An 18,799-nucleotide genomic window follows, 5' to 3' on the forward strand; every position below is an offset into this window, starting at 1 on the left:
TACTGGCGGGCATGACTTTCGACTCGCCGCTGACTGCCTACCAACACGCCATCACCCAGCAGGGTTTCGTCGTCGACGCTGCCCAGCGCCGTGCAGTGGACGCCCTGCAAGCTTGCCATACCGCGTTGCATCAAGGCCGCGCGCCGATCCAGGGGGTTTACCTGTGGGGGCCGGTGGGCCGTGGCAAGACCTGGTTGATGGACCAGTTCTACCAAACCTTGCGGGTGCCGGCGCGGCGTCAGCACTTTCATCATTTCATGGGCTGGGTGCACCAGCGCCTGTTCCAGCTCACCGGCACCCACGATCCGCTGCAGGCGCTGGCACGCGAACTGAGCCGGGACGTGCGGGTGTTGTGCTTCGACGAGTTGTTCGTCAATGACATCGGTGATGCCATCATCCTCGGCCGCCTGTTCCAGGTGATGTTCGAGGAGGGCGTGGTGATGGTCTGCACCTCCAACCAGCCGCCCGACCAGTTGTACGCCGACGGCTTCAACCGGGACCGATTCCTGCCGGGTATCGCGGCACTCAAGCAGTACCTGCAGGTGGTCGCGGTGGCGGGCGCCGAGGATCATCGCCTGCACCCAGGGGTTGGCCTGCAGCGCTACTGGGTGAATCAGCCCGATGCACTGGCCGGCGTATTCAACCAACTGGCCGCAGGGCAGGCGGTGCACAGCGGGCCAGTGTCTGTCGGCCACCGCAGCATCGCGACGGTGCAGTTCAGTGACCGTGTGCTCTGGTGTCGCTATGCCGACCTGTGCGAGCAGCCCCTGGCGGCGATGGACTTCATGCTGCTCTGCGATCGCTTCAAGGTGATCCTGCTGGGCGAGGTGCCCAACCTGAGCGCGCAGACGCGTCCGGGGCGCATTGCCCGTGGCACCGAAGATGGCGCCGAGCGCGTGGTCGCCGGTGATCGTGAGTTGCCGCAGTTGTCGGTGCACGATGACAGCGTGCGCCGCTTCATCGCCTTGGTCGACGAGTGTTACGACCGCAAGGTGCCGTTGTTCATTGAGGCCCGAGTGCCGCTGGAAAGCCTGTACACCGAAGGCTACCTGGCGTTTCCCTTCCGCCGTACCCTGAGCCGGTTGCAGGAAATGCAGCTGCAGCGCTTTGGCTAACGCCTGTACGAAAATCTCGCGCAACTGACGGATTGGGCTTTTTTAATCGCAGACTCTTCGCACTTTCAGGCGCAGATTTGTAGTTAATCTCCTTCATCTGGAGCCGACGCCACGCTTACAATCGTGACCTCAAAAGGGAGACGATTCCCTTGTAGTCGCGATCGAGGAAGGCAATGGAAACCCCGGATATCCTGGTGCTGCAAGCCAGCTACACCAACCCCGTGCACGCCGACGCCATTGGCCGTGTGCTCAACCATTACGCCGAAGACCCGATGGGCGGCGGCCATAGCCTGTCCGCCGACCTGTTGGAGCAGCTGCCGGCTGAACTGGCCAAGCGTCCCCATGCGTTCAGTGTGCTGGCGTTTGTCGGCGGTGAGCCCGCGGGCCTGGTGAATTGCTTTGAAGGGTTTTCCACGTTCGCCTGCCGCCCGCTGGTCAACGTCCACGATGTGGCGGTGATGAGCACGTTTCGTGGCCTGGGGCTGAGTCAGAAAATGCTGCAGAAGGTCGAGGAAATTGCCCGCCAGCGGGGCTGCTGCAAGATCACCCTGGAGGTGCTTGAGGGCAATGCGGTGGCTCAGTCGGCGTACCGCAAGTTTGGCTTTGATGATTCGAAGTTTGATCCGGCGTATGGCCGCATGTTGTTCTGGAGCAAGGCGCTGTAATAACCAACAGGCAAAAAAAAGGCGCCATTAAATGGCGCCAAGTTAGCCTTGGTCACAGGAGCGGAATGACAAAGGAGAGTGCGGTTGAATCAGCTGTTCGGTTGTTTCTCGTCGGTGGATTGTTCTGCCGTTACTTTCTTGAAGTCCTTGCCGTCGGCAGAGGCGGTTTGTTCGGTGGTGCCGTGGGTCTTTTGCTGCATGAAGGTGAAGTTGTTGTAAAACTCCTTCGAGCGCTCCGAGCCGCCTTCGGCAAAGGCGGCGGCGGAGGTCAGGGTCATCAGGCTGGCAAGCATCAGGGTGGAGAGTTTCATGGCAGTGTTCCCGTTAAGAGTGATCGGCATCCGGTCGCTCCTTGATCAGATTCATGGAGCGACTATGCAGCGATCTTATTAAGTGGGAGTTAACGTGACGCTGATGCAAAGTTAACGATTTCGTTAATGTTGGATTCCACGGTTAAAGCCGCCAATCCAGCGCAAGGGTGACGGCGCGCGGGTCGCCCCAGTAAACGCCATTATAAAAGCCGACTCTTTCGTAATATTTTTTATCAAATACGTTGTTGATATTAAGCGACGCCGAAACATGGTCGTCGAATTGATAACGCGACATCAGGTTGACCACGGTGTAGGCCTGTTGCGTGATTTTCGCCCGGGTGGTGATCAAGTTACCTTCGCCATCGCGCTCGCCCGTTGGCCGGTTGCTGAAATCATAAATCTCACTCTGCCAGTTCACGCCGCCGCCCACCGTCAGCTTGCGCCACGCGCCCGGTAGCCGGTAGGCGCTGGACACCTTCAGCAGGTTCAAGGGCTGGCCGGTGTTGTTGCGCTTGTCTGTGCCGTTCACCGAGTGGGTATAGGTGTAGCCTGCCGTCAGGTTCCAATCGGGCATGACTTCGCCGGCGACCTCCAGCTCAAAGCCGTTGACCTTGTTGCCTTTGCCGCCCGACTTGTAGAACTCCTCGCCGGTGACCGGGTTCGGCGCGACGGAATAGTCCCGCTCGGCGACGTTGTCCTGGGTGCTCCAGAAATAGGCCGCCGCCACGTTCAGGCGCTTTTGCAGCAGGCTGCCCTTGAGGCCGACCTCATAGTTGCTGCCCACCACCGGTTCCAGGTACTTCTTGTTGGCATCGCGCAGGCCTTGCGGCTTGAAGATGTCGGTGTAGCTGGCGTACACGGTGTACACCGGCGTTACGTCGTAGAGCAGCCCGGCGTAGGGCGTCCACATATCATTGTGGGTCTGGGAGGTCTTGCCGGCTACGGTCAGCTGGTCGTTGGCGTCGTACTCGGGCGTGGCGCTTTTCTGCTGCCAGCTGCCATAGCGACTGCCCAGTACTGCATGCAGGCGGTCGGTCAGGCTCAGGCGCGTGGCCAGGTAGCCGGCCTTCTGTTCCTTGCTGCCGTGTTCGCCCTTGAGGTCGGTGACGGTGTCGGGGAACTTGCCGATCCCGCCCATGTATTTCCAGTCATCAATCGTGTTGTAGCCGTCAGGCGTGGTACCCCTGCGCATGAAGGGCGAGGCATCGCGCTGCGCCGCCTCGCCATAGCCCATCATCAACGCGTGTTCGCGGCCGAGCAGCGCATAGCTGCCGGCCAGGTTGAGGTCGATCGCCTCCATTTTCGAGGTGCCGCGCATATGGCTGGCCCACGCCTGCATCCCGCTGCGATCCTCGTTGGGGAAGCCCGCGCCACCGTAGTACACCTTGCCGTCCGTGTCGCTCTGGCGATGGGTGTAGGCGGCCTTCACGTGCCAGTCGCCGCCCAGGCGATGGTCGAGCGTGGCGAAGGCGGTCTTGTCGGTCAGCGGCCAGGAGCTCCAGTGCGCCGCCATGTTGGTCGAGCGCGGCAGCTTGGCCTTGCCGCCCTGGCTGTTCCAGTACGGCACGGTGCCCCATGAGGTGCCTTGGACTTCCTTGTCCTGGTAATCGAAGCCTACGGCGAGCACGGTATCGTCCGACAGGTCGCCTTCGAGAATCCCGTAACCAACCGCGCGTTGCAGCGCGTAATGGTCACGGAACGATTGACTGTCGCGATAGGCCAGCACGCTGCGCCCGCGGAGCTTGCCGTCGAATGCCAGCGGGCCCCCCACATCCACGTAGCTGTAGTAGTTGTCATGGCTGCCGCCGCTGATCCCGGTTTTCGCCTGCCAGTGGGCGGTAGGTCGTTTGCGCACCATATTGACGGTGGCGGAAGGGTCGCCGGCGCCGGTGGTCAAGCCTGTGGCGCCGCGCACCACTTCAATGTGGTCATAGATGATGGTGTCGCCGTCGGTCTTCATGTAGCCGAACGTATTGAGCATCCCGTCGATCTGGAAATTGGTGATGCTATAGCCGCGGGAGGTATACGACACTCGGTCGGAGTCATTGTGCTGCACGTTGACCCCGGTGGTCTGGCGCAGTACTTCGGTCAGGGTGTTGAGGTTGAAGTCATCCATCTGCTGGCGGGTGATCACCGAGATCGACTGCGGGGTTTCCTTGACGGAGAGGTTCAAGCGGGTGGCGGTGCTCATCGAGCCCGTGGTGTAGGCGCCGGTGTGCTCGGTGGTGGCGCCCAGGCCTTCAGCGGTGATGCTGGTGGCGCCCAGCTCGAGGGTCTTGTTTGGCTCGGGGTCGGTTTCAGCCCAGAGGTCCGGGCTCATAGCCACGCTGAACAGGCCGAGCGTGAAGGTCATGGAACGGGTAAAAGGCGCGATCATCGCGGCAGACTCCTTGTCGTCTTTGCGGCCACCCCGGAAAGGGAAGGCCTTGGCTCAAAGACGAAAGGAGGCGATGAACTTTAGGCTTAAACGAGAATGATTGTTATCTTTCTGTTACAAGCCTGAGGATTCCTGCAGGACCACATCCGTGGGATTGACCTTTTTCGGCTTGATCAGGCTGAAGTCGATCAGCGGCTTTTGCGGGCGCAGGTACGGGTTGCCGATCATCAACGGGCGTGGCTTGAAGCTGTCGCTGACCAGGCTTTTGCTGCGGTCCAGTTCCTTGGCGCTCAGACCGGCCAGGTCGGCCCAGGTGTGGATCAACTGCGAGCTGCTGTAAGGGCGCTGCAAGTCGCCGGCGAAGCTCCAGTCGTGGCTTTCTCGCCATTTTGGCGAGGCGTAGGCCATGAACGGAATGGTGTACATCGGCGCCGTCGGCTTGCCTTCGTTACGCCCCAGGGTGTCGTGGCCAGCCGAATCGAAGACATCTTCGCCGTGGTCCGACAGGTACAGCAAAAAGCCATTGGGATCGGTCTTGGCGTAGTCCTTGATCAGGCTCGACACTACGAAGTCGTTGTACAGCACCGCGTTGTCGTAGCTGTTGTAGGTCGGCAGTTGATCGTCGCTGATGCCGGCCGGTACGGCCTGGCGATCGGTGAATTTGTCGAACGTCGGCGGGTAGCGGTACTGGTAGCTCATGTGGGTGCCGAGCAAGTGCACCACGATGAACTTGCGTTCGGCCGGGTCGGCCAGCGCCTTGGAGAACGGCGCGAGCACGTCGCCGTCATACTGGCGGGCGTTCTGGTTGCGGTTGTTGTTCAGGTACACCTGCTCGTCAGCCTGTTCGGAAAAGGTCGTGAGCATGGTATTGCGCTTGGTCATGGTCTGCTGGTTGGTGATCCAGTAGGTCTTGTAGCCGGCCTGTTTCATCACGCTGACGATCGACGGGGTCTTGAGGTACAGGTCCGGGTTTTCTTCGTCGGCAAATGTCAGCACCTGTTGCAGTGCCTCGATGGTGTAGGGGCGCGGGGTGATGACGTTGTTGAACACCGCCAGTTGATCGCGCAGCTTGTCCAGCTCCGGGGTGGTGTTGCGCGGGTAGCCGTAGAGGCTCATGCGCTGGCGGTTGGTGGACTCGCCGATCACCAGCACCAGGGTCGAGGGCTGGCCGGCCATGGTGTCCTTGAGGTTGGTCAGTGGCGGGATCTGGCTCGCGCTGTCGAGCATGCCCTGCATGTTGTCCAGTTGCTCGGTGTAGCGGCGGTAGGCCACGATCATCTGCCACGGCACGGCGGGTTCGATGCGCGATTCGAAGCGGTCGATGGCGTCGTCCAGGGTGTCGCTGCGGGCGATCTGCTTGACCAGCGGGTAACCGACGATGGCCACCAGGATCGCCGTCGCCGCGAGCAGCGCCTGGCCGCGCGGCAGGTACACCGGGCGCAGGCGGGTCCAGAGGAAAACCGCCACGGCGGTGTGGGCAATGAACGCCAGCACAATCCACCAGGCGAAATACTGGGTGGCGTACTCGCCGGCTTCAGAGATGTTCGACTCGAACATGATGAAGATGACGCTTTGTGAAAATTCCTGCTGGTAGATAAAGAAATAGCCCAGGCTGGCCATGGAGCAGGCCCACAGCACCACGCCGATGAGGGCAGCAAGCAAGCGAGTACGGCGTGGGAAAATCAGCAGGGGGGCGAGCCAGATCGCGCTCATGAAGAAGGCTTGGCGAAAGCCGCTGAAGCCGGAGGTGCCGCTGAGTTGGATCAGCAGTTGGGTAATACCCGAGAAGTACCAGAAAAACACGAAAAGCCAGGCAAGGCCGGCCCAATCAAAGCCTTTCGCAGACTTAGTGCTGCGTTTGAACATAGCCATCCAGCGCTCCAACCCGATAATGCTGCAGTCGACGCGCAGGGCTGCGCGCAACAGAGGCCACCCTGGAATGGGGTGGCCGTTCGGGCGGGAGTATCGGGAGGGGCGTGTGAAAACTTTGTGAGATTTTTGTAGCGGTTATCTTACAAAGCGATGACCGGGCTTAGCAGAGCGCAGGCTGTGCGCCTGCAGGCTGATCCAGCTGAGCTTGAATGATGTGCGCACGCAGGCGCATGACTTCCTGCTGCAGCAGCTCGCGTTCGTCTTTCAACTGGCGCAGCTCGTCGCGACGGATAGAGACGTAGAGGGTCTGTGGAGGACGGGTCATCTGTGCAGTGCTCATTGCTTACCTCGCAAATAGCCGGTGTGTCGCGGTGTGCCAGAACGCTTGAGTCGAGGTTCTCGGCAGCAGTCGGGACAATTCTGAATTCTTTTTGCGGGCAATGGAACTTTTTTATTTTTGGCGGTCGTGTGACTTTTTGTGTCGTGATGCTGAAGTGATGGCAACTTTTTGTCATGAAACTACACGGATCCGCTCTGGACTAACCCTCATTAGCCTCATTGCGCTATAAACTATGTCACACATTTATTTAGCAGTTAGGAGCATCAGCACATGCAACTGGGGATTATCGGACTAGGCCGCATGGGCGGGAATATTGCACGGCGCCTGATGCTCAATGGGCATACCACCGTTGTTTACGACCGTAACGAAGCATTTGTCAAAGGGTTGAGCGAGGAGGGCGCCACCGGCGTTGCCGACTTGAAAGCCTTGGTCGCCGGGCTGCAGAAGCCGCGCGCGATCTGGGTGATGTTGCCGGCAGGCGACCCGACCGAAAACACCATCAATGAATTGAGCGAGCTGCTGGAAGACGGTGATGTGATCATCGACGGCGGCAACACCAACTACAAGGATGACGTGCGCCGTGCCAAGGCCTTGTCGGAAAAGGGCCTGCACTATGTCGACGTCGGCACCTCCGGCGGCGTCTGGGGCCTGGAACGTGGCTATTGCATGATGATCGGCGGTGACGCCGAGACCGTGCAGCGCCTCGACCCGATCTTCGCCAGCCTGGCGCCGGGCCTGGGCAACATCCCGCGGACCAAGGACCGTTCCGCCAGCGCCGACAGCCGCGCCGAGCACGGCTACATCCATGCCGGCCCTGCGGGTTCCGGGCATTTCGTCAAGATGATCCACAACGGCATCGAGTACGGGATGATGCAGGCGTTCGCCGAAGGTTTTGACATTCTCAAGACCAAGAACTCGGAAAACCTGCCGGAAGACCAGCGTTTCGACCTCAACGTCGCCGATATCGCCGAAGTCTGGCGCCGTGGCAGCGTGGTGTCGTCGTGGTTGCTGGACCTGACCGCCGATGCCCTGGCAACCGACCCGAAACTCGACGGCTACTCCGGCTCCGTGGCCGACAGTGGTGAAGGTCGCTGGACCATCGAAGCGGCCATGGAACAAGCGGTGCCGGTGCCGGTACTGTCCACCTCGCTGTTCGCCCGCTTTCGCTCGCGCCAGCAGAGCACGTACGGTGACAAGATGCTGTCTGCCATGCGCTTCGGCTTTGGTGGTCACGTGGAGACTTCCAAAAAATGACCGCCAATGGCAAAAAAACCAAGGCCGAACCCGCTCCACCCACCACCTTGTTTCTGTTTGGCGCCCATGGCGACCTGGTCAAGCGCCTGCTGATGCCGGCGCTGTACAACCTCAGTCGCGACGGGTTGCTGGGCGACGGCTTGCGCATCGTTGGCGTTGATCACAACGCCATCAGCGATGCCGACTTCGCCAAGAAGCTCGAGGATTTCATTCGCACCGAGGCCGCCAGCAAGGTCAAGGGCAATGGCGATAACGCCCTCGACCCGCAACTGTGGGCGCAACTGGCCAAGGGCATCAGCTACGTCGAGGGGGATTTTCTCGACGACAGCACCTACGCCGACATCGGCAAGAAAATTGCCGACAGTGGCACCGGCAATGCGGTGTTCTACCTGGCCACCGCGCCGCGTTTCTTCAGTGACGTGGTGCAGCGCCTGGGCAGTGCCGGGCTGTTGACCGAAACCGAAGACAGCTTTCGCCGCGTCGTGATCGAAAAGCCCTTCGGCTCCGACCTCGCCACCGCCGAAGCGCTGAACGCCAGCCTGCTCAAGGTGATGAGCGAGAAGCAGATCTATCGCATCGACCATTACCTGGGCAAGGAGACGGTGCAGAACATCTTGATCAGCCGTTTCTCCAACGTGCTGTTCGAAGCGTTCTGGAACAACCATTACATCGACCACGTGCAGATCACCGCTGCCGAAACCGTCGGCGTCGAGACCCGGGGCAATTTCTTCGAAAAAACCGGGACCCTGCGTGACATGGTGCCCAATCACTTGTTCCAGCTGCTGGCGATGGTCGCCATGGAACCGCCGGCGGCGTTTGGCGCCGATGCGGTGCGCGGTGAGAAGGCCAAGGTGATCGGCGCGGTACGTCCCTGGTCGCTCGAGGAAGCCCGGGCCAACTCGGTGCGCGGCCAGTACACCGCCGGCGAAATCGGCGGCAAGTCGCTGCCCGGCTACCGCGAAGAGGCCAACGTTGCCCCCGACAGCAGCACCGAGACTTTCGTCGCCCTCAAGGTGATGATCGACAACTGGCGCTGGGTCGGCGTGCCGTTCTACCTGCGCACCGGCAAGCGCATGAGCGTGCGTGATACTGAAATCGTGATCTGCTTCAAGCCGGCGCCGTATGCGCAGTTCCGTGACACCGAGGTCGATGAGCTCAAGCCCACCTACCTGAAGATCCAGATCCAGCCCAATGAAGGCATGTGGTTCGACCTGTTGGCGAAAAAGCCTGGGCCGGCCCTGGACATGGCCAACATCCAGCTGGGCTTTGCCTACAAGGACTTCTTCGAGATGCAACCGTCGACAGGCTACGAAACCCTGATCTACGACTGCATGACCGGTGACCAGACCTTGTTCCAGCGTGCCGACAACATCGAGAACGGCTGGCGTGCGGTGCAGCCCTTCCTCGATGCGTGGAAGGAAGATGACGGGATCCAGACCTACAAGGCAGGCGAAGACGGCCCGGCAGCCGCCGATGCGTTGCTGGCCCGTGATGGCCACGCCTGGCACAGCCTCGGATGAGTGATGCCGCGATTCATCCCATCCGTTTTATCCTCAGTGACGTCGACGGCACTTTGCTGCACCCCGACCACAGCCTGAGCCAGCGCACCGCTGATGCGGTGCGCGCGTTGCGGGACGCCGGCGTTCATTTCAGCCTGGCCAGCGGGCGACCGCCCAAGGCCATGCTGCAATTGATCGAGACCTTTGGCATCGATGTGCCGGTGGCGGGCTTCAATGGCGGTACGCTGATCAACCCGGATGGCAGCATCCTGGTGGCCCACCATCTGCCGGCGGAGGCGGCGCTGGTGACCCTGGCGCTGTTTTCGAGCGAGCCGGACGTGGAAGTCTGGGTGTTCGCCGACGGCGACTGGCTGCGCCGTGACTCGCCAGGGCCGATGGAGCAGCGCGAAGCTGACGGTCTGGGCTATGGACCCGTGGTGGTGGAGAGTTTTGAGCCGTACCTGGACCGGGTCGACAAGATTGTCGCTGCCAGTCACAACACGCAGTTGCTGGTTGAACTGGAAGCGCAGTTGCAGCCCAAGGTGCTAGGGCTGGCCCATGTGTCACGGTCGCAGCCGGTGTACCTGGACGTGACGGCCATGCTGGCCAACAAGGGCGAGGCGCTCAAGACCCTGGCCGCGCACCTGGGCGTGCCCCTGGAGCAGACGGCGGCCATCGGCGATGGCGGCAATGATCCGGCCATGTTTCAAGTGGCCGGGTTGTCGATTGCCATGGGCCAGGCAGAAGAAGCCGTCAAACGTCAAGCCAGTGTGGTCACTGGCAGCAATATTGACGACGGTGCGGCCGAAGCCATTGAACGGTTTATTCTGGCCGCGCAATAAAGGCTGAACTTGCGCTCATGAAGGGTGTGTCACACCGTTAATGAGCGCAAGTTACTCTCGACTTACTTCGGCATCGCCCAGGATTGCAACTGGTGGCCGTCTTTATCGAGTTCGGCGCGAGCCTGTAACAACAGGTTTTCCAATTGCGCCGGGTCGGTATATGCACTCGACGACAATTGTTTGCTGCCAATACGGGTGTTGGTGCGGTCGATGACGCTCAGGCTGAGGGCGCCGTTGCCATCGTGCCAGGCTACGCACTGAAAGGGCTGGAAAGCACGGTCTGCGATCAAAAGAGCTTCGTTGATGCGGAGCGGGGCGTTCATGTGGGTCTTCTCTCTCATTGCCCATTCAAGTGAATGCCGTTGGTTGGGCGAGCCAAACGGCGGGTTACTTGTACTGATGCACGATGACGGGGTACGGGTCACATGCTAGAGCAAGATTTTTTAACTTTCCCTGATTAACGTCATGTAAGCGGCTGTTTTGAAAGCTGAATGAAAGTTTCCATGTGGCGCAACTTTTTTCCGGCAGATACCGGTAAGTGGCTTTTTGCCCAGACTTATAGCAAAACGGTCCAAGCGCTGCGTCAAGACCTTGCTAGTGTTAGCCCCAAGCGTCACAAACCGTTGTTTTAAAATAACTTTAACAATTTTGACGCCAAGGAATAGTCATGATTGTTACACCCGTGCAGCGCCGTTTGCTTGTGGTCGACCCGTGTGACGATTGTCACGGGCTACTGCCCGGCTTGCGCACGGCCGGGTGGGAGGTCGACAGCTGTGCCTTGGAGTCCGTCGGCGATCGGTCCTGCGACGTCGGCCTGTTGCGTTTACAGCCGTATCACCTGGAGCGCCCCGAGGCGGTCAAGGAGCTGATCGGCCGCAGCGGCACCGAATGGATTGCGGTGCTCAGCCAGGACGTATTGCGCCTGCAGAATGTCGGAGACTTTGTCTGCGAATGGTTTTTTGACTTTCATACCTTGCCCTTCGATGTCGCCCGCGTACAGGTGACCCTGGGCCGCGCCTTCGGCATGGCGCGCCTGCGTGGCAAAGGCCACACCCAGGTGGAGGAGCCGGAGCACGAACTGCTGGGCGACAGCCGACCGATCCGCGAGTTGCGCAAATTGCTCTCCAAGCTGGCGCCGACCGAATCTCCCGTGCTGATCCGCGGCGACAGCGGCACCGGCAAGGAGCTGGTGGCCAAGACCCTGCACCGTCAATCGCAGCGTCACGCCAAGCCATTTGTCGCGATCAATTGCGGGGCGATCCCGGAGCACCTGATCCAATCGGAATTATTCGGCCATGAGAAGGGCGCGTTCACCGGCGCCCACCAACGCAAGGTCGGGCGTATCGAGGCGGCCAACGGTGGCACCTTGTTCCTCGATGAAATCGGCGACCTGCCGATGGAACTACAAGCCAATTTGCTGCGTTTCCTGCAGGAAAAACAGATCGAGCGGGTCGGTGGCAGCCAGCCGATTGCGGTGGATGTGCGGGTGCTGGCCGCCACGCACGTCGATCTTGAGGCCGCGGTCGAGAAGGGCACCTTCCGCGAAGATTTGTATTACCGGCTGAATGTGTTGCAAGTGGTCACTGCGCCGCTGCGTGAGCGGCATGGCGATGTGGCGATGCTGGCCAATCATTTTTCACGCTTCTACAGCCAGGAAACCGGACGGCGACCGCGTAGCTTTAGTGAAGACGCGCTGGTAGCGATGGGGCAGCACCCTTGGCCGGGCAATGTCCGCGAGCTGGCCAACCGCGTGCGTCGTGGCCTGGTGTTGGCGGAAGGGCGGCAGATCGAGGCCGTTGATCTGGGATTGCAGGGTGAACAGGCAATTTCGTTGCCGATGGCTACACTGGAAGACTATAAGCACCGCGCCGAGCGTCAGGCGCTGTGCGATGTGCTCAACCGGCACAGCGACAACCTGAGTGTCGCGGCCCGCGTGCTGGGGGTTTCCCGGCCCACGTTCTACCGGTTGCTGCACAAACACCAGATCCGCTAGGGCGGGTAAACCGAAAAGCCCCGCAACGACCCTTATCGTTGCGGGGCTTTTCCTTGTGGGTTTTCCATCCCTTGCCGGCGATGGTTTGCTTAGAAGTAGTACGGGAATTTCAGGCTGAAGGTAAAGTCCGGCGCATCGTCCGTCATACCGATCGACAGGTTCGGCACGATCGTCAGGTTGTCCGAGGCCGCAATCGTCATGCCCACGTTGAAGTACCCGGCGTTGGCATCGCTGGAGACCACCGATTGCCAGTCCTGGCCGCTCTGCTTGACCTTGCTCTTGCGTTGCACCAGGTCGGAGACGGAGAACGACATACTCATCTTCTCGTTGAGGGCGAAGGCGACACCTACGCCGAGTTGGAAGCTGTCACCCAGGCTGATCTTGCCGGGGATTTTCTGGTTGACGTTGGGGCTGATATCGCTGAACGAGTCCTCGAAGTTGTGGGTATAGGACAACGAACCGAACAGCACGGCCGGGTCGAAGGTCTTGACCAGGGAGATGCCCGGCGTCACCGACCACACCCCGTTGCCCGTCGGCAGGCTTTCCGGCACGGCGAGGTTGTCGTTGCCCGGTTGTTCGATCAGCTTGATGCCATACGGATCTTGCCCGGTAGGCGCCTTGACGCGCACCGACACCACCGCATCCGGCAGGCTGGCGCTTTCGTCGAGGAATTTGTAGGCAATGCCGAAGTTGACGTCGCCAATGGTCGGGTCGCGGGTCACCGTCCCTTCCGAGGTGGCATTCGAGTTGCCGCCGGCGCCGCCGGACTGGTAGGTCGACTCGCGGTACACCACCGGCACGTTCAGGTCGAATTGCCAGCGATTGTCCAGGTTATAGCGCCCGGTAAGGTCCAGGGTCCAACTGTCGGACTTGATCCGGTCGAGGTTGATGTTGCCGAGGAAAATCGAATCCAGCGCCAGGAAGCCGTTGAGGGACAACTGACGGGCGTCGTAGCGGGCATAGGTGATGCCGGTTTCGAAGCTGAACTTGCCGTTGCCGAAGAAGCCACTGGCCTCGTTGTACAGGTTGCTCACGCTCTGGGCGGGGGCCGAGTCGTCCTTGAGGCTTTGCCCATAGGAACTGCCGCCACCGCCGGCACCGCCCGATGCCGCCGCGGCACCGACGCCGGGCGCACCGGCCACGGTGGTACTTTTACTGAAGTCGGCGGGCGACTTGGCCAAGCGCTTGGGCGCAGGCGTCGCAGGCTGGTCTTCTACCTGTCGCACCCTCTGTTCCAATACCGCCAATGCCTTTTGTTGCACTTCGTAGCGTTGCTTGAGCTCCAGCAGTTCCTGTTTCAGCGATTCAATATCGGCGTCCGGCGCTGCATACAGCATCGTTGCAGGCAGGAGCGTACTCAAACAAACCACGGCACGTAACGATAAAGATCGATGCATGAAGTAAGCCGTCCCTTTCTAATGCGTAAGTGTCGTGGCTCAGCGTAGTTCAATAACCGGCAGGGCGTAGGCCTTTGAGTTGATCCAGATTGAGGTTTTGCGTGATGTTGTTCAGGCCGTTGTTGCCCAGCACCACGTTGAGCTGGGTCAGGTTGTTCACGAAGTTGCTGTTGCCTTGGATGATCGTGCCTTGCAGCACGTTGCCGCCGCCAATTTGCTGCACGACATTGCCTTGGTTGTTATTGGCCTGGAGGGCCATTTGCAACCCGCCATTCTTGGCAGTGACCGTGACCTGGCCTGCTGCGGTGCCGCCGGTGATAGGCTGGCCGGCCATCAAGGCCTGGCCGGACTGGACGAAGTTGGCGGGCGCCAAGCCGTTCTTGCTGACGTTGATATCGACGCCGTTGGTGGCCGTGTTGCCGTCACCGGCGGCACGTACGCTCTGCACAACACCCTGGCCGGTGCCCAGGCCGGCGCCACCGACGACCGTGCCGGTGCCGTTGGGCTGCTGGATCACGCCGTTGCCATCGTTGCCGGTGATCTGCACATAGAACTGCGGGGTGATGGTGGAAGCGTTGACTTGCATGTTGGCGGTGCCGGTGACGGTGGCACCGGCGGCGTTGGTCCAGGTACTGCTCATGACGATGCCAAAGCTCACGATTCGCCCGGGCATCACGTAGCGGCCGCGCAGGTCGGCCATTTCTGAATCCTTGAGCTCGATCGGCTTGAACGCCGACGAAGCATAAACAGGTGCTGAGGCTGTCAGGCACATGACCGTCAGCCAACCGAGAGTGTTCATCGTCTGCTCCTGGAGCGTCCTGCTCCTTATTGCGCTTCTAGAAGAAGTCGCTCTGGATAAAACCGAAGTCCATCAGTTCGCTGTCGCGTACCGGGCTGAATTCGTTCAGCTGGTTCTTGGCGGTCAGTGGCGTGGGCGGGTCGAGCAGGGCATTGGCCTTGTCGTAGCCTTCACCCAGCACGGCGAATACGATGCCGTTCCAGCCTTTGACGAAATCGTCCGTGGCGTAGCGCTTGTGGCCCAGTACGGGATCGCCGATGTACACCCAGTCCTTATCGGCGCGCTGCATGACCACGAAATGCTTGTAGCCGCGAATATCCAGCAGTACGACCACAGGCACTTTCACGGTGAGCAGCACTTGCGGAGTGATCCGGTAGCCCTTGGCACGCATGTTGATGCTTTCCAGGTAGCGCTTCATGTCGAGCATGGAAAAGCCCTGGGTACGCACCAGGTCCTGGTCGGCGTTGACCAGCATGCCCTTGATCACGTGCTCTTCATCCACGTCCATCCAGTACGCTTGGCGCAGGATGGTGGCCAGTGCGGCGGCGCCACAACTGAAATCGGTTTTCTGTTCCACCAGGTTGGCGAACTTGCGCTCGCGGATGCTCTCGACCTTTTTGTAGATCAACCCACCACCGGGCATGACCACGGCCATTTGCCCCGCCCAGGTCGGGCCGGTGAGTGCTAGCAGCAGGAAGAGGGCAACGAGGCGCATGATCGTATGACCTGTTGGACACTGGAATAAAAAAGGGCCTTGTTGCCAAGGCCCTATCAGGATCAGAAGCGAGTGATTGCTACGTTGTTCTGACCTTGGTTGTTGCTACCCGACAGAACGTTGGAGTTCGACACCCCGGAGCTGTAGTTCATCGAGTTGTTCACGCTGGCGTTGTTGACCACTGGTTTGGCGCTCCAGCCATGGCCACTGCTCAGGTTGAGGGTCAGGTTGCCCGACACATCCTGCACGCCGACTGCGGATGCAGCACCGCCGTCGCCATTACCCGAGGCGATTGCAACGCTGTTGCTGGCCTGGTTGGAAGTGCCCGATGCGGCGTTCAGCTGGATGACGCCCGAAGAGTTGTTGCCGCTGTCGTTGAGCGACGCGTTGTTTTTGGTGCCGCTGTTGAGCACGAAGTTGCCGGTGTTCGATTGTGCGGTACCGGTGCTGGCGAACACGAAGTCGGCATCGCCGGAAACGATGGCCACGTCGTTTTTGCCTTGGTTGTTGTCACCGCTCAGCACGTTGCCGTTCGCTACGCCACTGATGTGGTTGTAGGAGTCATTGGCCGAAGCGTTGTTTTTGGTTTTGTCGTTGATCACCACGTTGGAGTGGTTGCTTTGACCATCTGTAGTCGTCGCGGCAGCCGTGGTAGGGGCTGGTTGTGGACCGCCGCCACCACCATGGGGAGGTTGACCCGCTTGAGCAGCAACAGCCATGAGCGCAGCGAGAGCGAAAGCCAGTGGTTTGAGAGCCATTGTAGTTTTCATGGTGTATCTCCTTGCTTCTAATTAGTTGGTTAAGTGTTGGTACGGTCTAGCTATCGACCCAGCTCCATCAGTTGAGTCGTAAGTTCAGGGTGTTAGCCACTCGGTTCCCCACCCCGGCGCTCTGGTTGACCTGTACCACTCCACGGCTGCCGGTGAAGGCCTGGTCGCTGGTAACGACCTGGCGGCTGCCAGTGGTAGGGGTCAATCCTGAGTCTGTTGCAAGCGCAACGTTCTGTTGCGACATGACACTGTCGTCGATGCTTTGCGGACCTGCGTTGATGCTGATCCGCACGGCATTGATCATCTGGTTCTGGGCCCCGGCCGACTGATTGATGCTCAGTACACCGTTGCCGTTGCTGAAAGAGGTGCCCTTGATCGCCGCGTTGGCGTTGAGGGAGCGATCGGCGGGAACGCCGCTGATGCTTTGCGTGACGTTGATGTTCGCCTGGGCGTTGTGGCCTGTAGCGATGGCGACGTTGTTGCTCAATTGCTGCTGGTCACCGGCGGCCTGGTTAAGCATGACCACGCCGTTGTATTGCTTGCCCGAGTTATCCAGGGTGGCGTTGTTGTTGCTGTCGGCCATTGCCGCACTGCAACCCAGCACCGCGAGAAGCATCCATGAACGGTTCATTTCATCGCTCCTCCGACCATGCCGCTGATACCGTTCAGCGGTTCGAGGCCACGTGAGACCGCGCTGTTGATCGTGCCCGAGATGCCGCCACCACTGTGGCCTGGCGCACTGCCTGCACCCAGGCCGATACCGCCGCCGATGTTGTTCAAGCCGGTGATATCGCCGTTGGGCATGATGCTGCGGGTGATACTGGCGCCGGTGGTGATGCCCGCAAAGTCGTTGTCGCTGAGGACGACGCTGGTCACCGTGGCGATCTGTGCGGACGGATTGGCATTGGCGGTGGTGGGGTAGGGGTCGACGCCGCGAGTGCGGCCGATTGCGTAAGGATTCACATGGCGGTCAATCACAATCACACCGTTACCGTCGGCCAGCGCTGGAAGGCTGACGCTGGTTGCCAGCACGCAGCTGACCAGGAGGAGGCTCAATGAACCTTGAGTGTGAGTGACCACGGCACTATTCCTTATTCTTCGCGCTGACCCTAAACAGCGCTGTAAGGGATAGAGCAGAAGGCGTGCCGCTTTTTATTTACCTTTGTTATTCAGGGGGTTGGGATTAGTTAGCGGCAAAGTGATGTCACGGTTGTTTCATCCATGAAACAGGTCCTTGCACACGCGCACTGACCGCACCCATGCGCAAACGCTTCACCTGGCTGTATCAGCGGCGTAACACCTTGCCGGGTAAACGCAGGACGCCGCCCAGTACGGGCGGTCCAGCGCGTCCAGGTGTAAAAAAAATGGACACTCCACGCGCAGCGAGGCCTTCACCGGTGCGGGCCGGCTCAGCCTTTCGGGGCTTTACGCGGGATGGAATTGAGTACGGGGTTGCCGTCCTGGTTCTGGGTCAGGTAGACCGGCAAAACCTTGGGCAGGGAGGGGATGAGGTTGTTGACCTCATTGATGTTGTAGATGCCGCCGATGCGGATCGCGCCGGTGTTGGCGTCAGCCAGCATCACCGGTTTGTTCAGGTAGCGATTGATCAACGGCAACGCGTCGGCCAGGGCCAGGTTGTCGAGGATCAGCTTGCCCTGGCGCCAGGCCAGTGCGGTGTCATTCGGGCTGATCGGGCGTATGCGCGGCGTGGCATCGCCCAGTTGATAGCTGGCCTGCATGCCGGGGGTGAGGGGCACGCTGCCGTGCACCTGGTCGCTGGCAATCTGCACCGAGCCTTCGAGCAGCATCACTCGCACCTGATCTTCATACGTCCAGACATTGAACTGGGTGCCGGTGACCCGCACCTGGCCTTGGCCGGCGCGCACGATAAACGGGTGAGTGCTGTCATGGCTGACCTTGAAGAACGCCTCGCCCTTTTTCAGCGTGACCCGGCGCTGGTCCTTGTAGTTGCTGTAGACCAGCTCGGTGCCAAGGTTGAGTTCCACCTGGCTGCCATCGCCGAGCGTGACCTGCCGCAGGCCCTGCTGGGTGGCCTCGAAGCGTTCATAGGAGCTGGGCAGCCAGCCCGCTTCCCAGCCGGTAAAGGCCGCGAGCGGCAGGGCGGCCAGGCAGATCGCCGCCGCTACCGCGTAGGTGCGCAGGCGGCTGCGCGGTTTGAACGGCACCACCACCGACGTCGGTTCATGGCGGGGCAGGTGGTCGGCGACGTCCCAGATTTCCAGCATCGCCGCGTATTCAAAGGCGTGCAGCGGGTGGGAATCGTGCCACTGGGTAAAAGCCTGACGTTCAGCCGGCGTGCAATCACTCGCGTGCAGGCGCATGCACCAATGCGCGGCGGCGTCGGTGATGGCGTCATATTCGGCTTCTGAAAGGGACTTTTCGCTCATTAACTCATCCTGATTTCGCACATTCTAACCTCCCGAGGCGGACGGCGAGAACAGCCATCATGGCGATTGCACATCAATTGGAACTTATTCTCGTTTGAAAACATCAGAAAACTGAGGACACGAGTCCGTCATTCCCACAATGGAGTACGAACATGCTGAAGAAAACCTTAGTCGCCCTGTGTGCAACCACTGCTTTGCTCAGCGCGGGCGCCGCCCTGGCCGATAAGCCGGGCGCAGGCTGGATCACCATCGAGAAGGCTATCGAGGTGGCCAAGACCAAGGCCGGCTACGTCGAGGTCTACGCGGCGGAAGCCGATGACAACGGCTATTGGGAAGTCAAAGGGCGCAAGTCCGACGGCACCGTGTATGAAGCCCGCATCGACGGGGCGTCCGGCAACATCCTGCGCGACCAGAAAGACTGATATACCCGCCGGGAGCCTGT

At 60.4% G+C, this 18,799-nt stretch carries 19 protein-coding genes; 7 read left to right on the top strand and 12 right to left on the bottom strand.

Annotation, left to right across the window (positions count from 1 at the left end; translation table 11 throughout):
• Window positions 1-11 precede the first annotated feature (11 nt).
• On the top strand, window positions 12-1,115 hold the full coding sequence (zapE, locus tag QMX97_RS19425) for a cell division protein ZapE (RefSeq protein WP_282397417.1): 1,104 nt from the start codon (window positions 12-14) through the stop codon (window positions 1,113-1,115).
• 173 nt (window positions 1,116-1,288) lie between these two features.
• Window positions 1,289-1,780 carry a GNAT family N-acetyltransferase gene (locus QMX97_RS19430; RefSeq protein ID WP_282397418.1) on the top strand — a complete coding sequence of 164 codons (492 nt, stop codon included), beginning with the start codon at window positions 1,289-1,291 and terminating at the stop codon, window positions 1,778-1,780.
• Window positions 1,781-1,869: 89 nt separating this feature from the next.
• Here the strand turns inward: QMX97_RS19430 and QMX97_RS19435 are convergent, their stop codons facing one another.
• The 4 genes from QMX97_RS19435 to QMX97_RS19450 form a co-directional block, all read right to left on the bottom strand.
• Entirely contained in the window at window positions 1,870-2,091 is a 222-nt protein-coding gene (locus tag QMX97_RS19435; protein WP_065906738.1) for a hypothetical protein, read from the bottom strand.
• A gap of 142 nt (window positions 2,092-2,233) precedes the next feature.
• Complete coding sequence (locus tag QMX97_RS19440) at window positions 2,234-4,468, bottom strand: TonB-dependent siderophore receptor (protein ID WP_282397419.1); 2,235 nt, start codon at window positions 4,466-4,468, stop codon at window positions 2,234-2,236.
• A gap of 114 nt (window positions 4,469-4,582) precedes the next feature.
• On the bottom strand, window positions 4,583-6,340 hold the full coding sequence (locus tag QMX97_RS19445) for a phosphoethanolamine transferase CptA (protein ID WP_282397420.1): 1,758 nt from the start codon (window positions 6,338-6,340) through the stop codon (window positions 4,583-4,585).
• Between the two features lie 160 nt (window positions 6,341-6,500).
• Window positions 6,501-6,680: a DUF6026 family protein gene (locus QMX97_RS19450; protein WP_256595109.1), complete on the bottom strand. Its 180-nt coding sequence runs from the start codon at window positions 6,678-6,680 to the stop codon at window positions 6,501-6,503.
• Window positions 6,681-6,950: 270 nt separating this feature from the next.
• Between QMX97_RS19450 and gnd the strand changes: the two genes are divergently transcribed.
• From gnd to QMX97_RS19465, 3 genes are read left to right on the top strand one after another with little or no spacing between them, the layout of a single operon-like run.
• Complete coding sequence (gnd, locus tag QMX97_RS19455; RefSeq protein ID WP_065906492.1) at window positions 6,951-7,934, top strand: phosphogluconate dehydrogenase (NAD(+)-dependent, decarboxylating); 984 nt, start codon at window positions 6,951-6,953, stop codon at window positions 7,932-7,934.
• On the top strand, window positions 7,931-9,454 hold the full coding sequence (gene zwf, locus QMX97_RS19460) for a glucose-6-phosphate dehydrogenase (RefSeq protein ID WP_065906496.1): 1,524 nt from the start codon (window positions 7,931-7,933) through the stop codon (window positions 9,452-9,454). The genes gnd and zwf overlap by 4 nt, the downstream gene beginning before the upstream one ends.
• On the top strand, window positions 9,451-10,275 hold the full coding sequence (locus QMX97_RS19465) for an HAD family hydrolase (RefSeq protein ID WP_282397421.1): 825 nt from the start codon (window positions 9,451-9,453) through the stop codon (window positions 10,273-10,275). Before zwf ends, QMX97_RS19465 begins: the two co-directional genes overlap by 4 nt.
• A 62-nt stretch (window positions 10,276-10,337) precedes the next feature.
• Here the strand turns inward: QMX97_RS19465 and QMX97_RS19470 are convergent, their stop codons facing one another.
• Window positions 10,338-10,598, bottom strand: a complete 261-nt coding sequence (locus QMX97_RS19470; RefSeq protein ID WP_065906499.1) for a hypothetical protein — start codon at window positions 10,596-10,598, stop codon at window positions 10,338-10,340.
• 344 nt (window positions 10,599-10,942) lie between these two features.
• Between QMX97_RS19470 and QMX97_RS19475 the strand changes: the two genes are divergently transcribed.
• The gene (locus QMX97_RS19475) at window positions 10,943-12,268 is read left to right on the top strand and encodes a sigma-54 dependent transcriptional regulator (protein WP_282397422.1); all 1,326 of its coding nucleotides are present in this window, start codon (window positions 10,943-10,945) and stop codon (window positions 12,266-12,268) included.
• A gap of 89 nt (window positions 12,269-12,357) precedes the next feature.
• On the opposite strand, the gene QMX97_RS19480 is transcribed toward QMX97_RS19475, so the two are convergent.
• The 7 genes from QMX97_RS19480 to QMX97_RS19510 all read right to left on the bottom strand — a co-directional run bounded on the left by QMX97_RS19480 (window position 12,358) and on the right by QMX97_RS19510 (window position 18,357).
• Window positions 12,358-13,665 (bottom strand): transporter, encoded by a 1,308-nt coding sequence (locus QMX97_RS19480; RefSeq protein ID WP_106804161.1) that lies wholly within the window; start codon window positions 13,663-13,665, stop codon window positions 12,358-12,360.
• A gap of 49 nt (window positions 13,666-13,714) precedes the next feature.
• The gene (locus QMX97_RS19485; protein WP_201144173.1) at window positions 13,715-14,464 is read right to left on the bottom strand and encodes a hypothetical protein; all 750 of its coding nucleotides are present in this window, start codon (window positions 14,462-14,464) and stop codon (window positions 13,715-13,717) included.
• 37 nt (window positions 14,465-14,501) lie between these two features.
• Window positions 14,502-15,179: a C39 family peptidase gene (locus QMX97_RS19490; protein ID WP_106804159.1), complete on the bottom strand. Its 678-nt coding sequence runs from the start codon at window positions 15,177-15,179 to the stop codon at window positions 14,502-14,504.
• A gap of 62 nt (window positions 15,180-15,241) precedes the next feature.
• A complete protein-coding gene (locus tag QMX97_RS19495; protein ID WP_106804158.1) occupies window positions 15,242-15,949 on the bottom strand; it encodes a heme utilization protein in 708 nt (235 codons plus the stop codon).
• A 67-nt stretch (window positions 15,950-16,016) separates the two neighbouring features.
• A complete protein-coding gene (locus QMX97_RS19500) occupies window positions 16,017-16,580 on the bottom strand; it encodes an adhesin (protein WP_065906510.1) in 564 nt (187 codons plus the stop codon).
• A complete protein-coding gene (locus tag QMX97_RS19505; RefSeq protein ID WP_120448380.1) occupies window positions 16,577-17,029 on the bottom strand; it encodes a hypothetical protein in 453 nt (150 codons plus the stop codon). Before QMX97_RS19505 ends, QMX97_RS19500 begins: the two co-directional genes overlap by 4 nt.
• A gap of 329 nt (window positions 17,030-17,358) precedes the next feature.
• A complete protein-coding gene (locus QMX97_RS19510) occupies window positions 17,359-18,357 on the bottom strand; it encodes a FecR family protein (protein WP_106804155.1) in 999 nt (332 codons plus the stop codon).
• A gap of 152 nt (window positions 18,358-18,509) precedes the next feature.
• Between QMX97_RS19510 and QMX97_RS19515 the strand changes: the two genes are divergently transcribed.
• The gene (locus tag QMX97_RS19515; RefSeq protein WP_016979404.1) at window positions 18,510-18,779 is read left to right on the top strand and encodes a PepSY domain-containing protein; all 270 of its coding nucleotides are present in this window, start codon (window positions 18,510-18,512) and stop codon (window positions 18,777-18,779) included.
• Window positions 18,780-18,799 lie beyond the last annotated feature (20 nt).

The organism is Pseudomonas sp. PS01298, from assembly GCF_029959745.1.
Lineage (GTDB): Bacteria > Pseudomonadota > Gammaproteobacteria > Pseudomonadales > Pseudomonadaceae > Aquipseudomonas > Aquipseudomonas aylmerensis.